Genomic DNA, 14,869 nt, shown 5'->3' with positions numbered 1-14,869 from the left:
GCGTTGAGACACTGTGAGCGGCGAGCCCGCGGCGGCGGGCCAGGGACGTGAGGTGGCGGGGCGTGCGGGGCGTGCGGTGGCGGCGGTTCGCCAGTCAGGTGGGGCGGAGCATCGCCGTGTGGGCGGTCTCCACCGTCACCATGCTCGTCCTCGCCGGGATCCTGCCGGACTTCCGGCTCCGCTCGGCGAACGGCGACAGCGCGACCGACATCGCCGTCACGGCCGCCTTCGGCGCCGGCGCCTTCGGCCTGCTGTCGGCCCTGGTGTGGCCGCTGCTCGTCCGGCTCCTGCTCCTCGTACCGGCGCTCGTGCTCGGGCTGCTGGTGTTCTTCCTCAACGGGGCGCTGCTGCTGCTCGCCCTGCGCCTCAACCCCGCGGAGCGCGGTGCCGCCGCACCGGAGACCGCCGTGGTGGTCGCCGCGGTGATGTCCGCCGTGGCGTCCGCCACCGGCGCCGCCCTGGCCGTGCGCGACGACGACGCCTACCGCCGCCGTCTGTACCGGCTCTCCGACCGCCGCCGCAGATCCGGCCCGCCCAGCCCGGCCAGTCACGGCACCGTCTTCATCCAGTTCGACGGCGTCGGCCACGACGTCCTGCTGGACGCGGCGGGCAAGGGTCTGATGCCCACCGTCGCCCGCTGGCTCGACATAGGCGACGGCGGTCGCCCCACCCACCGGCTCACCCCCTGGCGCACCGACTGGTCCAGCCAGACCGGCGCCAGCCAGCTCGGCATCCTGCACGGCAGCAACCACGACGTCCCGGCGTTCCGCTGGTACGAGAAGGACACCCGCGAGGTCGTCGTCTGCAACCGTCCGACCAGCGCCGCCGAACTGCAGCGCCGCGCCGTCGCGTATGCCGGGCACGGCGGCCTGCTCACCATCGACGGCGCCAGCCGCGGGAACCTGTTCGGCGGCGGCGCGGACGAGCAGGCCCTGGTGCTGTCCATCGCCACTCGCCGCCGCAGCACGGAGAACCGTTCCCGCGCGGGCTACTTCGCCTATTTCTCCGACCCGGCCAACGCCGTGCGCACGGCCCTTTCCTTCGTCGCCGAGGTCTGCCGGGAGATCGCGCAGTCCACCCGGGCCCGCCTGGGCAAGCAGCGTCCGCGCGTCTCCCGCGGCGGCCTGTACCCGTTCGTCCGCGCCTTCGCGACGGTCGTCGAGCGGGATGTCGTCGTCGCCTCCGTCATGGGCGACATGCTCGCCGGCCGCACCGCCGTCTACGCCGACCTGGTGGCCTACGACGAGGTCGCCCACCACTCCGGCCCGGCGAGCCGCGACGCGCAGAAGGTACTCGAACACCTGGACCGTTCGCTCGCCCTGATCGAGAAGGTCGCCGAGCACGCCCCGCGCCCGTACCGGATCGTCGTGCTGTCCGACCACGGCCAGAGCCCCGGCGAGACATTCCGCTCCCGCTACGGACTCACCCTCGGCGACCTGGTGCGGGCCGGCTGCGGACTGCCCGTGTCGCGCCGGGCGGAGCGCACCCGCAGCGGGGCGGAGGCCCGTGCCGCCGTGCGTGCCGCGCTGCGGTTCCCGGTGGCGGAAGGCGGCGAGGAGCACCACCCCCGGCGCCGTGAGGAGCCGATCGTGCTGGCCTCCGGCAACCTCGGCCTGATCTCCTTCCCGGACGTCACGCACCGGATGAGCAAGGAGGAGATCGACGCCCGCCACCCGGCGCTGCTGCCGACCCTCGCCAACCACCCCGGCATCGGCTTCCTGCTGGTGCGCAGCGACGAGCACGGCGGGGTCGTCCTGGGCGCGTACGGCGCCGAGATCCCGCTGGCCGACCTGGACGACAACCCGGGGCCGCTCGCCCCGTTCGGGCCGGGCGCCGTCGACGCGGTACGCCGCGCGCACTCCTTCCCGCACACCGCCGACATCATGGTCAACTCCTTCCACGACCCGGCCGACGGCGAAGTCCTCGCCTTCGAGGAGCAGATCGGCTCCCACGGCGGCCTCGGCGGCGAACAGGGCAGACCCTTCCTGCTGTCACCGCTCGTCCTGTCCCCGCCGGTCGGCGAAGGCGAGGAACTCGTCGGCGCCGAACACGTCCACCGCGTGCTGCGCCGCTGGCTGCGCGAGTCGAACGGCCCTCAGGTACCGCTGGAGAGCACCGAGGAACGCGCCGCCTGACGCGGACACGGCCGCCGTACACCGCCAGAGGCCGGGTCTTCCGAGTGAGCCGAACCGGAATGTGATCGGATGGGGAACGGAACCCGTCCGACGGGTCCGTACGCGAGTCCGCACGCGAAAGGAAGAACCGTGGCTACCACGCGCTCCGCACACACCGTCTGGGAAGGCAACCTCCTCGAGGGCAACGGCGTCGTCACCTTCGACTCCTCCGGTGCCATCGGCGAGCAGCCGGTCACGTGGGCCTCGCGCGCCCAGGAGGCGAACGGCAAGACCAGCCCCGAGGAACTGATCGCCGCCGCCCACTCCAGCTGCTTCTCGATGGCCTTCTCCAACATCCTCAACAAGGCCGGCACGCCGCCCACCAAGCTCCTCACCTCCGCCGACGTCTCCTTCCAGCCCGGCGAGGGCATCACCGGCATCCACCTCACCGTCGAGGGCACCGTCCCCGGCATCGACGAAGCCGCCTTCCAGGCCGCCGCGGAGGAGGCCAAGGTCGGCTGCCCCGTCAGCCAGGCCCTCAAGGCCACGCCCATCACCCTGACCGCCAAGCTCGCCTGACCGCGTTCACCCACGTCGCGCGGGCCGCCCCCCGGGGCCGCCCGCGCGACGTCGTCGGTTCGCCCCCCGTGCCCGGGGTATGAACCAGACGCTTTCGAACCACGGGCCGGAAGGAACGCGATGCTGCCGGGAACGTCCCCCCACGCGACGGTGCTCGACTCCGCCGCCCGCGACCGGACCCGCGTCCTGCTGCTGTTCAGCCTCTCCGGACGGCTGCGCCCCCGTGACACCCCCCTCGGCGCCCTCGTCGACCGCTACGACTACGGCCGGTTCGCCTCCCACCTGATGACCAGCCAGGACGTGCTCCCCGTACCGGTGCTGGACGAACAGGTCGCGCCCCGTCGCCTGCGGCTGCCGCACGGCGACCACGGCCTGGGCCTCGCGTCCCTGCGGATGCTCCTCGTGACCACCCCGCGCGGCGACGCCACCCTGGTCGTCGACTGCGCCTTCGCGGGCGAGACCACGGCCGGCGACCTCGCCGCCTGGCTGGCCACCACCTGCTTCGACCGGGAACGGATCGAACTCGACGACCGTCCGCTGCCGCAGGCGCTGGCCGAGCGGCTCGGCGGCCGGCCGCTCGCCCTGGGCCAGAACGTGCACCAACTCGTCTTCCCCGGCGGCCGGTTACAGCGGGACCTGCTCGGCGCCGACGAGGCCCGCAAGGCGGTCCTGCTCAACGAACTCGTCTACCGCGGCAGGATGCCGTGGAACCCCGCCGCGCCCCACGACGCGAGCCTGTCGCCGACCATCAGGAACCAGGGCGTCACCCTGTCCGCCCTCGGCCGGGGCGTCTCCGTCCAGGCCGGCTGGGCCCCGCACGTCGAGAACGGCCTGATGCTCGTCGCCGTCGGCATGGTCTCCGCCCTGGCCGTGCTCCAGCGCACCCGGCTCACGGCCTTCGCGACGATGAAGGCCAACGAGCGGGCCCTGGCCGACTCGCCCACCGAGATCCGCTCCCTGATCTCCCGGCTCTCCGCGGGCGTCAACGAACTCCAGCTGGATCTCGCCTTCGGTGTCGAGGCCTACGTCGACAGCCTGCTGATCCCCGAGATGGTCATGGAGGCCTTCCAGTCCTCGCTGCGCGACGCACTGGGCATCCGCGACAGCCTGGAGAACTCGGCCCGCATGGTCGAACGCCTCACCTCGGTGATCAGCGCCCGCTCCGCCGCCCTGGACGCCGAACTCGCCGAGCGGGACGACCGCCGCGACCGCACCGTCTCCGGCCTCGTCGCCGCCGCCACCCTGATCGCCCTGCCGCCCACCCTGCTGCTGGCCTTCTTCGGCGTGAACGGCACCAACGTCGACGACCACCGCTCCATCCTCGACCTGCGCGCCTACGGCACGGCCTACGCGCTGGCCTGGCTGCCCTTCGTCGTCCTGGTGGTGATCGGCTACGTGCTGCTCAGACGCATCAGCACCCACTCCGGCTCGCTGCTGCCGGCGCCCGACGACGAGGCCGTACCCGTACCGCCGCCGCGCTCGCCCTCCGGGAGCCCCCGACCATGACGACACGCCCCGCCGTCTCCGCCCACCGGGGCGGCTCCGAGCGCGCCGGCGCCGCCACCTGGGAGGCGTACAAGGACGCGATCGAGTCCGGCGCGGAGTACGTCGAGTTCGACATCCGCCGCACGGCCGACGGTGTCCTCGCCGTCTACCACGATCCCCGGGTCGGGGCCACAGGGCCGCCGCTGTCCGCGATCACGCACGCCGAGCTGAGCGAGCGGGCCGGATACGACGTGCCGGTGGTGGACGACGTCATGGCGCTGATCGCCGGGAAGCTCGTGGCGCACCTGGACCTGAAGGAGGTGGGCTACGAGCGGGAGGTGATCGACCGGGCGGTGGCCCTGCTCGGCGTGGACGGGCTGGTCGTGACGACGCTGGAGGACCGTTCCGTCGCCGCCGTCACCCACGGCTTCCCCCGGGTGCGCACCGCGCTCTCCCTGGGGCGCGACCGCAGGGAGCTGGCCCTGGCCCGGTTGCCCGGGACCCGGCTCAGCGAGCTGTTCCCGGCCCGCCGCATCCGGGCCTGCGGAGCCCATGGTGTCGCCGTGCACCAGCGGCTGGCCAGGACGAACGTCCTGCGCGAGGCGACCCGGCACGGACTGTTCACCATGGTGTGGACCGTCAACGACGACACCCTGATGCGCGCCTTCCTCGCCCACCCCCGCGTGGACGTGCTCGTCACCGACCGGCCCCGGCGCGCGGTGGAGCTGCGGGGGCCGGTCACCCCTTCGCGGCATTGACAACAGCGCACTCAAGTTTTGTGCTGGAGAGTGTGCGGAGTCGCCCTGGCGGAAGGGGACAGCGATGGGACGTGCGGTCGGGATCGACCTCGGAACCACGAACTCGGTGGTCGCCGTGCTGGAGGGCGGCGAGCCCACCGTCATCGCCAACGCGGAGGGGGCCAGAACCACACCCTCGGTCGTGGCGTTCGCCAAGAACGGTGAGGTGCTGGTGGGGGAGGTGGCCAAGCGGCAGGCCGTGACGAACGTGGAGCGCACCGCCCGCTCGGTCAAGCGCCACATGGGTGACGCGCACTGGCGCTTCCCCGAGCAGGGCGACATCGACGGCACGCGTTACCGGGCGCAGGAGCTGTCCGCGCGGGTGCTGCAGAAACTGAAGCGGGACGCCGAGTCCTACCTCGGCGAGGACGTCACCGACGCGGTGATCACCGTCCCAGCGTACTTCGACGACAGCCAGCGGCAGGCGACCAAGGAGGCCGGGGAGATCGCCGGCCTGAAGGTGCTGCGGATCATCAACGAGCCGACGGCCGCGGCGCTGGCCTACGGGCTGGACAAGGAGAACGACCAGACGGTGCTCGTCTTCGACCTCGGCGGCGGCACCTTCGACGTGTCGCTGCTGGAGATGGGCGAGGGCGTCATCGAGGTGAAGGCCACCAACGGCGACACGCACCTCGGCGGCGACGACTGGGACCAGCGGATCGTCGAGTACCTCGTCAAGCGCTTCAAGGGGCAGTACGGCGTCGACCTGGGCAGCGACAAGATGGCCGTGCAGCGGCTCCGCGAGGGCGCCGAGAAGGCCAAGATCGAGCTGTCCAGCTCCACCGAGACCACGATCAACCTGCCCTACATCACCGCCTCCGCCGAGGGGCCGCTGCATCTCGACGAGAAGCTGACCCGGGCGCAGTTCCAGGAGCTGACCCAGGAGCTGCTCGACCGCTGCAAGAAGCCCTTCCACCAGGCGGTCGAGGACGCCGGTGTGAAGCTCGCGGCGGTCGACCACGTGATCCTGGTCGGCGGCTCGACCCGGATGCCCGCCGTGACCGACCTGGTCAGGGAGCTCACCGGCAAGGAGCCGCACAAGGGCGTCAACCCCGACGAGGTCGTGGCCGTCGGCGCCGCGCTCCAGGCGGGCGTCATCCGCGGCGACGTCAAGGACGTGCTGCTGCTCGACGTCACCCCGCTGTCCCTGGGCATCGAGACCAAGGGCGGCATCATGACGAAGCTCATCGAGCGCAACACCACCATCCCGACCCGGCGTTCGGAGATCTTCACCACGGCGGCCGACAACCAGCCCTCGGTGGGCATCCAGGTCTACCAGGGCGAGCGGGAGATGGCCGCGTACAACAAGAAGCTCGGCGTCTTCGACCTCACCGGGCTGCCGCCGGCGCCCCGCGGCGTGCCGCAGATCGAGGTGGCCTTCGACATCGACGCCAACGGCATCATGCACGTCTCCGCCAAGGACATGGCGACCGGCCGCGAACAGAAGATGACCGTCACCGGCGGCTCGGCCCTGCCCAAGGACGACATCGACCGCATGATGCGCGATGCCGAGCAGTACGCGGAGGAGGACCGCAGACGCCGCGAGGCGGCCGAGACCCGCAACCAGGCCGAGCAACTCGTCTACCAGACCGAGAACTTCCTCCGCGAGAATGGCGACCGGATCCCGGCGGACACGAAGTCCGAGGTCGAGTCCGCCGTCTCCGACGTCAAGGGGCAGCTGGAACAACAGGCGGACACCGCCGCCCTGCGCACCGCTGTCGAGAAGCTCGCCTCGGTCAGCCAGAAGATGGGTCAGGCGATGTACGCCCAAGCCCAGCAGACTCCCACCGAGCAGACCCCCACCGAGGAGAAATCCACCGCGCCGCAGGACGAGGAGGGCGTGGTCGACGCGGAGATCGTGGACGAGGAGAAGGACCACCGCGACCGCGAGGGAGGCGCCGCATAGGTCGAACTCCCGTTCCCGGAAAAGCCTTTCGATGATGTCGGTGCCCCTCTGTTAACCTCCAGCGGCTCGTGTGACCAACGGGCCGTGGGAAGTTCACAGGGGAGGGACAGTTGGACGCACCGAAGAGACCCGGCGGACGCAGACTGCTGGCGGTGGGGTGTGCGGTGGCGGCCGTGATGACGACCGGCACCGGCGTGGCGCAGGCCGCGGACAACCTGCCGCCGAAGCAGCCGCTCGTCCAGGATCTGCGGACGGGGCAGAAGGCGTGCGCGGCGGGGGACGAGAGGGCGTACGTCTCCGGGCCGCCCGCCCTGAGCGCGGTCCTGTACGACCCGGAGGAGGACAATCACCCCGCCGAGGCCAACCTGGTCACAGGCGAGTTCGAGGCCTGGTGGACCGACGCCGACGGAGCGGAGCAGCGGCTCACGCACACGACGCTCGAGACGCCCTCCGGCGACCGGCAGCAGTGGCGCATGCCCGCGGACGTCCTCCCGCCGGACACCGTCATCTCCTGGCGTGTCCGCGCGAACGACGGCGCGGCGAACTCCCCTTGGAGCTCCGAGGGCGACGGCTCGGTCTGTGAGTTCGTCTACGACGACGACAGCCCGGAACCGGCGAAGATCACCTCTCCCGAGTATCCGGAGGAGGTGTTCTGGGTGGACGGCGTGGGCGTGTACGGCCACTTCACCATGGACTCGCCCTCGGACGACGTCGTCGCCTACACGTACCGGTTCATCGGCGGCCCCGGCGGGACCGCTCGCCCGGAGCGGCCCGGCGGTCCCGCGACCGTCTCCTACCTGCCCCTGCGGTCGTCCGCCGATGAGCTGACCGTCCAGTCCTTCGACCGCTCCGGACGCGTCAGCAGCGAGTCGTCGTACCGCTTCTACGTGAAGGACGGCCGAGCCGCGGTCGCGCACTGGCCCCTGGACGACGCCGAGGGCGCCACGACCGCCGACGCCGAGGCGGGGACCGACGCGCGCGCAGGCTCCGGCGTCACCTTCGGTGGCCCGGCCCCCGCACGCACGGCTCTCACCGCGACGGCGACCCTGGACGGCAGCGTGCACGGCTACCTCACCCCGGGCAGTCCGGCCGTCGCCGACCCGCGCAAGAGCTTCGCGGTCAGCGCCTGGGCACGCCCGGCACAGACCGACCGGAACATGACAGTCGCCAGTCAGGACGCGGGCGACTCCGCGGGCTTGGCCCTCGGTCTGAGCGCCCGGGGCGAGGCTCCGGCGTGGTCCTTCACCGTCGGCGGCGCGCGGGTGTCGGGCGGTGCGCCGGAGGCCGGCGAATGGGCCCATCTGCTCGGCGTGTACGACGCGGAGACCGGCGAGGCGCGGCTGTACGTCAACGGCCACGAGACCGGTACCCGGTCCGAGGCCGCTCCGGCCGGAGCGGCCGACGCCTTCCAGATCGGCCGGGTCCGCGACGGCAACGGTTACCACGACCGCTGGCACGGCGAGCTGGGTGACGTCAGGGTCCACGACCGGGTCGTCGTCCCCGCCGAGGCGGCCGGGCTGGCGCATCGCACACCGTCGTCGCGGGGCCACTGGTCGCTGGAGACGGCCACCGACGGCACCAGCCCGGAGCGGAACGGCGGTGCCCCGCTGAAGCTGGGGTCCGGCGCGTCGATCTACCGCGTCCCGGACGGCTCGTGCCTCCCGTGGCTGGACCCGGACTGCGTGCCGGTGCCGGAGGCGCTCGTCGGCGAGGGCCATCTGGCGCTCGACGGCAGGACCGGTCATGCGACCGCGCAGGGACCGGTGGTCGACACCTCGGACAGCTTCACCATCGGCGTGGTCGTACGCCTGGCGGACAGGGAGCCCGAGCGGCCCATGACCGTGCTGTCGCTGCCCGGCGAGCACACCGACGCCTTCAAGGTCCGCTACCTGCCCGAGCAGCACGCCTGGCAGCTGGTGATGCCGCACAAGGACCAGCGGGGTGCCCCCGAAACCGTGGTGGCCCGGTTCGCGAGGGCGGACGGCCGCGACGGCACCGGCCACCGGGTCGCGGTGGTCTACGACGACGCCACCGACAAGGTGAGACTCTATGTCGACGGCCAGACCAGCGCCGACGCGACGGCGGATCTCCCGAACGGCTGGCGGGGCTCCGGTGCGCTCCAGATCGGCCGGGCCCGGACGGGCGACGGGTGGGGCGAGTACCTGCACGGTGACGTGGACGAGGTGCACGCCTTCGCCGGTGCTCTGACCGACCGCGACATCCCCTCCCTGGGATCGGGCACGGAGCCGTGCTTCTGCTAGAGGGGGTACCGTCTCCTAGGCCCCGGTGTGCGCGGGCGGCAAGGTCGCGCACACCGCGTCCAGGACCGTCGCGTACGGCGTGCCGAAGGCCGTGAGGCCGGTGCGGAGCCGGTCCAGGCCGTCGCGGTGCTCGGTCAGCAGCTCGGCGCTGCCGGTGCGGGCCGCGAACTCCAGGACCGCCGGGAGGAAGTCCGGTGGTTCCTCGCCGGTGGTCTCCAGGCCGTGCGCGCGGTACACCTCCTCGGAGGGCGCCGGTGCCGCCTCACGCCAGGCGCTCAGGTACAGGCTGAGGTCGTGACCGGCCTCGAAGACCTCGACGTAGTGCGCGGCCAGCTCCCGCGGCGGGGTGAGAGCCGCGTGATCGGCGAACTCCCTGAGCTGCGGGGCGGCTTCGCGCAGCAGCGGCAGCCGGGCGCGGAAGTCGTCGTCGGGGTACATCAGGCACAGCGCGGCCGCCTGGTACAGCACCTCGAACCCGGGCATCGGACCTCCTTCGCGTGCGCCCCGTGCTCCCGACGCTAAGGGCGGGCAGGCGGGCACACCTGCCGACCGGGCCCGTACGGGTCAGAACCGCGCCGTGACCAGGGAGAACGGCCGTGGACCGCGCTCAGAAGCTGTCGCGGTACTCCCGCAGCAGCCCCTCCGTGCGCTGCGTCGACGCGGCGCCCGCCGTCATGTGGTCGAGGACCTCCAGGTGCGCGGAGACCTCCTTGCGGGAGTCGAGGTAGAGCGCGCCGGTCAGGTACTCGGTGAAGACCATGTCGGGCAGTTCGGGCTCGGCGAAGCGGAACAGCGAGAACGGCGCGTACGTCCCGGGATGCGGCCCGTCCTTGAACTCGGCGACCTGGAGGGTGACGCGGTCCCGCGCGGAGTACTCCAGCAGCTTGTCCAGCTGGTCGCGCATCACCCGGCCGTCGACGCTCACCGGTCGGCGCAGCACCGTCTCGTCCATGATCACCCACAGGTGCGGCGGATTCTCGCGTTCCAGGAGCCGCTGCCGCTCCATCCGCAGCGACACGTGCCGCTCCACGGCCTCCGGCCCGGAGTTCCCGATGGTGCCCGCCTCCAGGACGGCACGCGCGTACCCCTCGGTCTGGAGCAGTCCCGGAACGAAGTGCGGCTCGTAGGAGCGGATGATCCGGGCGGCTCCCTCCAGGCTCACGTAGAGGCTGAACCACTCGGGCAGCACGTCGTGGAACCGCTGCCACCAGCCCGGCCGGTTCGCCTCCTCGGCGAGCTCGACGAACGCGGTCACCTCGTCGTCGGCCACCCCGTACGCGGTCAGCAGGATCTGCACGTACGGGATCTTCAGCGCGACGTCGGCGGTCTCCATCCGCCGGACGGTCGCGGGGGCGACGCGCAGCACCCGGGCGGCCTCGTCCCGACTGAGACCCGCCGCCTCGCGCAGCTCCTGCAGCCGCTTGCCCAGCACCACCTGGCCCACGGTGGGTGCGGCCCGCCGTTCACTCACGCCCCGCCTCCCCAACGCGCCCAGGACTGCGATCAGTCTGTCACGTTCCGTCGCCCGTCCGACAGGCCGGCGGCGAGAAGATCGCGGCAGCTCGCCGCGCTCGCCCGGACCTCCGCCCCGCAGCCGACGCCGCGCCGCTTCCCGGCCCTGGACGCCGTGGCGACCGGCGCCAACGCCCTCTCCACCTCCAGCCCACCATCCTGCGGGCCCGTCAGGGTACGAGTCCCTGAAGGTACTTGGCCGTCGCCGGGTCGGCCGGGAGCAGCGTCTCGATGGCCAGCTCCGCGACGGTCACGTCCATCGGAGTGTTGAAGGTGGAGATCGAGGAGATGAACGACAGAGTCCGCCCCTCGTGCTCGATCCGCAGCGGCAGCGCGAAGTACGGCACGGGCTCCGAGGGCGGCTCCTCCGCCGGATCGGCGTCGGGCACCGGATACGCCGCCACCTCCTCGTACAGGGCCCGCAGCGGCTCGGAGCGGTGCAGCGCGATCTGCCGCTCCATCTGCTCCAGCAGGTGGCCCCGCCAGGCGCGCAGATTGCGGATCCGGGGCGCCAGGCCCTGCGGATGCAGCGCCAGCCGCATCGCGTTCAGCGGCGGTTCCAGCAGCGACTCGGAGACGCCGTCGACCAGCGTCATGATCCCCCGGTTGGCCGCCACCACGTCGTACAGCGCGTCCACCACCAGCGCCGGATACGGCTCGTAGCCCCCGATCAGCCGCTCGATGCCCTCGCGCAGCGCGCCCAGCGCCGGGTCGTCCAGCGGCGTCTCCGGGTAGCGCGGGGCGTAACCGGCCGCCAGCAGCAGCGCGTTGCGCTCCCGCACGGGGACGTCCAGGTGCTCGGCCAGCCGCAGCACCATCTCCTCGCTGGGCCGGGAACGGCCCGTCTCGACGAAGCTGATGTGCCGGGCCGAGGAGTCCGCACGCAAGGCCAGTTCCAGCTGGCTGATCCGCCGCTGCTCCCGCCAGGCCCGCAGCAGCGGGCCCACGCCCTTCTCCGCTGTGGACGGGTGAGTGGTCATGCCAGGACCGTAGTCGAGAACCGGCCGTGCCGGACACGTACGCCCTGCGACCAGGCCCTCGGACGTCCCGCTGTGGCAGGCTGAGAACAGGGAAAGGCCACCGGCGCAAGGGAAGGAGCGCAGCTCATGCCCGTCGAACCGCTGTCGCAGAAGGAGATCGAGGACCGGCTGGCCGAGCTTCCGGGCTGGTCGCTCGACGAGGGACGCCTCACCCGCTCCTACCGGCTCGGCTCGCACTTCGCCGCGACCGCGATGGTCGTGCACGTCGCCCAGGTCCAGGAGGAGCTCGACCATCACTCGGACCTCACGCTCGGCTACAACACGGTCTCCCTGTCCGTCCACACGCACAGCGTGGGCGGCGCCGTCACCGAGAAGGACTTCGAGCTCGCCCGCAGGGTGGAGGACCTGGCCCCCGGGCACGGGGCACACTGACCGGGTGCTCGATTACGACGAGGAAGCGGAGCGCTACGACGCCTCACGCGGCGGCGAGCCCCGGGCGGCCGCCGCCGCGGAAGCGGTGCTGGGATTCGTGCCGCCGCAGACCCGCAGCCTGCTCGACGTCGCCTGCGGCACCGGCATAGTGACCCGGCGGCTGGCCGCCGCGCGCGACGGCATACGGGTGACCGGCGTGGACCTCACCCCCGCGATGGCCCGGCAGGCCGCCACCCGGCTGCCCGGTGCCGTGGTGCTCGCCGACAGCCGGCGACTGCCCTTCCGCGACGGCGAGTTCGACGTCGTCAGCAGCGTGTGGCTGCTGCACCTGGCGGCCGGTCCCGCCGACGCGCGGGCCATCGTCGGCGAGTGCGCCCGGGTGCTGCGGCCCGGCGGGGTCTACGTCACCACCGTCGACAAGGCCGCCTCCCACAACGTGGGCAGTGACATCGATGTCGTCCTGGCCTCCCGCCCGCCCAGCCCGGTCCGCGACGCGGCGGAAGCCGTCGAGTCGTACGCCGCGCGACACGGCCTGGTCCCGGCCGGGCAGGCCTGTTTCCGGGGTCACGGGCAGGGCCGCAGCCCCCGGCGCACGGTCGCGGACCTCCGACGCGGCTGGTTCGTCACCCTGCCCCCGGGCGACCCGCTGGCCGACGGCTTCGCCACCCGTCTGGCGCAACTCCCCGACCAGGACCGCCCACGCCCGGACCCGGTCTTCACGCTCCGGGCCTTCCGGAAGCCCGAGTGAAGCCCGAGTGAAGGCCCCGGCGGAAACAGACGGCAACTCCCGTGCCTCCGGCGGCGACCACAGACGGAACCCCCCTTCTCCCAGGAGGTCCGTCCATGAAGCACCCGCACAGGCACCGCAGACGCCGTGTCCTCCTCCCGGTGGCCTTGGGCACGGCGGCGCTCCTCGGCGCCGGCCTGACCACGTTCGCCACCGGCGACGCCGCACAGGCGGCCACCGCCCGGCAGGTCGAGAAGCTCGACCGGGGCGTGGTCAGCGTCCACACCGGCAGCGGCAACCTGGTCAGCTGGCGCTGGCTCGGCACCGACCCGAACGACGTGTCGTTCATCGTCTACCGGGCCGGTACGAAGGTCAACGCCACCCCGATCACCGGCACCACGAACTACTTCCACTCCGGCGCCCCCTCCCACGCCGACTACACCGTCCGCGCGATCGTGAACGGCGTGGAGCAGGGCGACTCGGTGCACGCGATCCAGTTCCGCACCGGCTACAAGGACGTCCCGATCTCCCCGCCCGCAGGCGGCACGACCCCCGACGGCGTGTCCTACACCTACGAGGCCAATGACGCCTCCGTCGGCGACCTGGACGGCGACGGAGCCCTGGACCTCGCCCTGAAGTGGCAGCCCACCAACGCCAAGGACAACTCCCAGTCCGGCTACACCGGCAACACGATCGTCGACGGCCTCAAGCTCGACGGCACCCGGCTGTGGCGCATCGACCTGGGCCGCAACATCCGCTCCGGGGCGCACTACACACAGTTCCAGGTGTACGACTACGACGGCGACGGCAAGGCCGAGGTCGCCATGAAGACCGCCGACGGAACGAAGGACGGCACCGGCGCGGTCATCGGCAGCTCCTCGGCCGACCACCGCAACTCCAGCGGCTACGTGCTCGCCGGTCCCGAGTTCCTGACCATGTTCAACGGCCAGACCGGCAAGGCGATGCAGAGCGTCGACTACGTGCCGGCCCGTGGCAGCGTCTCCTCCTGGGGGGACTCCTACGGCAACCGCGTCGACCGCTTCCTCGCGGGCACGGCCTACCTCGACGGCTCCCGCCCGTCCCTGGTCATGGCGCGCGGCTACTACACGCGCACGGTCATCGCCGCGTGGGACTGGCGGAACGGCTCCTTCACCCGCCGTTGGACCTTCGACACCTCCTCCTCCACCAACAGCGGCAAGGGCTACGACGGTCAGGGCAACCACAGCCTGTCCGTCGCGGACGTCGACGCGGACGGCAAGGACGAGATCGTCTACGGCGCGATGACCGTCGACGACAACGGGAACGGCCTCTGGACCACCAGGCTGGGCCACGGCGACGCCGGCCACGTCGGCGACCTGAACCCGTCCCGCGCGGGCCTGGAGTACTTCAAGGTCTCGGAGAGCTCGAGCCAGCCCGGCTCCTGGATGGCCGACGCGCGCACCGGCTCCATCCTGTGGCAGACGGCGTCGGGCTCCGACAACGGCCGCGGTGTAGCCGCCGACATCTACGCCGGCAGCGCGGGCGCCGAGGCCTGGTCCGCCGCCGACACCACTCTGCGTTCGGCGACCGGCGCCTCCCTCGGCAGGGAGCCGTCCAGCGCCAACTTCCTGTCGTGGTGGGACGGTGACCCCGTCCGTGAACTCCTCGACGGCACCCGCATCGACAAGTACGGCACGTCGGCCGACACCCGCCTGCTGACCGGCTCCGGCGTCTCCTCCAACAACGGCACGAAGTCCACGCCGGTGCTGTCGGGCGACCTCTTCGGCGACTGGCGCGAGGAGGTCGTCTGGCGCACGAGCGGCAACACGGCCCTGCGCATCTACTCGACCCCGCACGAGACCAGCACGAAGATCACCACCCTGCTCCACGACACGCAGTACCGCACGGCCCTGGCCTGGCAGAACACCGCGTACAACCAGCCCCCGCACCCGAGCTTCTTCATCGGCGACGCCATGCCGACGGCTCCCCGCCCGACGGTGTTCACGCCCTAGGTCCGTGGGGAGCAGATCGGGGAGTGAAAGCTCTAGGAGCACCACCGAGGGCGCGTGCCGTGAACCGGCACGCGCCCTCGAAGGC

General features: G+C 72.1%; 12 protein-coding genes. 9 read left to right on the top strand and 3 right to left on the bottom strand.

All coding sequences use genetic code 11. The features are described 5' to 3' along the window. The first annotated feature begins 62 nt into the window (after positions 1–62). The 6 genes from IE97_RS0127655 (at position 63) to IE97_RS0127630 (ending at position 9,142) form a co-directional block, all read left to right on the top strand. The gene (locus IE97_RS0127655; protein ID WP_030246123.1) at positions 63–2,135 is read left to right on the top strand and encodes a phage holin family protein; all 2,073 of its coding nucleotides are present in this window, start codon (positions 63–65) and stop codon (positions 2,133–2,135) included. Between the two features lie 129 nt (positions 2,136–2,264). Beyond that, a complete protein-coding gene (locus IE97_RS0127650) occupies positions 2,265–2,693 on the top strand; it encodes an OsmC family peroxiredoxin (protein ID WP_030246121.1) in 429 nt (142 codons plus the stop codon). 120 nt (positions 2,694–2,813) lie between these two features. Then, on the top strand, positions 2,814–4,199 hold the full coding sequence (locus IE97_RS0127645; RefSeq protein WP_030246118.1) for a hypothetical protein: 1,386 nt from the start codon (positions 2,814–2,816) through the stop codon (positions 4,197–4,199). Beyond that, the gene (locus IE97_RS0127640; protein ID WP_030246115.1) at positions 4,196–4,936 is read left to right on the top strand and encodes a glycerophosphodiester phosphodiesterase family protein; all 741 of its coding nucleotides are present in this window, start codon (positions 4,196–4,198) and stop codon (positions 4,934–4,936) included. Before IE97_RS0127645 ends, IE97_RS0127640 begins: the two co-directional genes overlap by 4 nt. A 64-nt stretch (positions 4,937–5,000) precedes the next feature. Further along, entirely contained in the window at positions 5,001–6,881 is a 1,881-nt protein-coding gene (gene dnaK, locus IE97_RS0127635) for a molecular chaperone DnaK (protein WP_030246113.1), read from the top strand. 176 nt (positions 6,882–7,057) lie between these two features. Continuing rightward, positions 7,058–9,142: a LamG domain-containing protein gene (locus IE97_RS0127630; protein ID WP_030246110.1), complete on the top strand. Its 2,085-nt coding sequence runs from the start codon at positions 7,058–7,060 to the stop codon at positions 9,140–9,142. A gap of 15 nt (positions 9,143–9,157) precedes the next feature. Here the strand turns inward: IE97_RS0127630 and IE97_RS0127625 are convergent, their stop codons facing one another. The 3 genes from IE97_RS0127625 to IE97_RS0127610 all read right to left on the bottom strand — a co-directional run bounded on the left by IE97_RS0127625 (position 9,158) and on the right by IE97_RS0127610 (position 11,634). After that, positions 9,158–9,625 carry a nitrate reductase molybdenum cofactor assembly chaperone gene (locus tag IE97_RS0127625; RefSeq protein WP_030246107.1) on the bottom strand — a complete coding sequence of 156 codons (468 nt, stop codon included), beginning with the start codon at positions 9,623–9,625 and terminating at the stop codon, positions 9,158–9,160. Positions 9,626–9,749: 124 nt separating this feature from the next. Then, on the bottom strand, positions 9,750–10,613 hold the full coding sequence (locus IE97_RS0127620; protein WP_030246103.1) for a helix-turn-helix domain-containing protein: 864 nt from the start codon (positions 10,611–10,613) through the stop codon (positions 9,750–9,752). 211 nt (positions 10,614–10,824) lie between these two features. Next, a complete protein-coding gene (locus IE97_RS0127610; protein WP_030246100.1) occupies positions 10,825–11,634 on the bottom strand; it encodes a helix-turn-helix domain-containing protein in 810 nt (269 codons plus the stop codon). Positions 11,635–11,760: 126 nt separating this feature from the next. Here IE97_RS0127610 and IE97_RS0127605 point away from each other — a divergent pair, with 126 nt between their 5' ends. From IE97_RS0127605 to IE97_RS0127595, 3 genes are all read left to right on the top strand, one after another. Then, positions 11,761–12,066: a 4a-hydroxytetrahydrobiopterin dehydratase gene (locus tag IE97_RS0127605; RefSeq protein WP_030246097.1), complete on the top strand. Its 306-nt coding sequence runs from the start codon at positions 11,761–11,763 to the stop codon at positions 12,064–12,066. Positions 12,067–12,070: 4 nt separating this feature from the next. Then, positions 12,071–12,814: a class I SAM-dependent methyltransferase gene (locus IE97_RS0127600; protein ID WP_030246093.1), complete on the top strand. Its 744-nt coding sequence runs from the start codon at positions 12,071–12,073 to the stop codon at positions 12,812–12,814. Between the two features lie 95 nt (positions 12,815–12,909). Further along, on the top strand, positions 12,910–14,784 hold the full coding sequence (locus IE97_RS0127595) for a rhamnogalacturonan lyase (RefSeq protein WP_030246090.1): 1,875 nt from the start codon (positions 12,910–12,912) through the stop codon (positions 14,782–14,784). Positions 14,785–14,869: the final 85 nt, after the last annotated feature.

Source organism: Streptomyces sp. NRRL S-455 (assembly GCF_000717875.1).
GTDB lineage: Bacteria > Actinomycetota > Actinomycetes > Streptomycetales > Streptomycetaceae > Streptomyces.
This window is presented reverse-complemented; position numbering and strand designations above follow the sequence as displayed.

Excerpts from the sequence above, each read along its gene's own strand:
- IE97_RS0127645 (WP_030246118.1), top strand. The coding sequence starts at position 2,814 with ATGCTGCCGGGAACGTCCCCCCACGCGACGGTGCTCGACTCCGCCGCC.
- IE97_RS0127640 (WP_030246115.1), top strand. The coding sequence starts at position 4,196 with ATGACGACACGCCCCGCCGTCTCCGCCCACCGGGGCGGCTCCGAGCGC.
- dnaK (WP_030246113.1), top strand. The coding sequence starts at position 5,001 with ATGGGACGTGCGGTCGGGATCGACCTCGGAACCACGAACTCGGTGGTC.
- IE97_RS0127630 (WP_030246110.1), top strand. The coding sequence starts at position 7,058 with ATGACGACCGGCACCGGCGTGGCGCAGGCCGCGGACAACCTGCCGCCG.
- IE97_RS0127625 (WP_030246107.1), bottom strand. The coding sequence starts at position 9,625 with ATGCCCGGGTTCGAGGTGCTGTACCAGGCGGCCGCGCTGTGCCTGATG.
- IE97_RS0127610 (WP_030246100.1), bottom strand. The coding sequence starts at position 11,634 with ATGACCACTCACCCGTCCACAGCGGAGAAGGGCGTGGGCCCGCTGCTG.
- IE97_RS0127605 (WP_030246097.1), top strand. The coding sequence starts at position 11,761 with ATGCCCGTCGAACCGCTGTCGCAGAAGGAGATCGAGGACCGGCTGGCC.
- IE97_RS0127595 (WP_030246090.1), top strand. The coding sequence starts at position 12,910 with ATGAAGCACCCGCACAGGCACCGCAGACGCCGTGTCCTCCTCCCGGTG.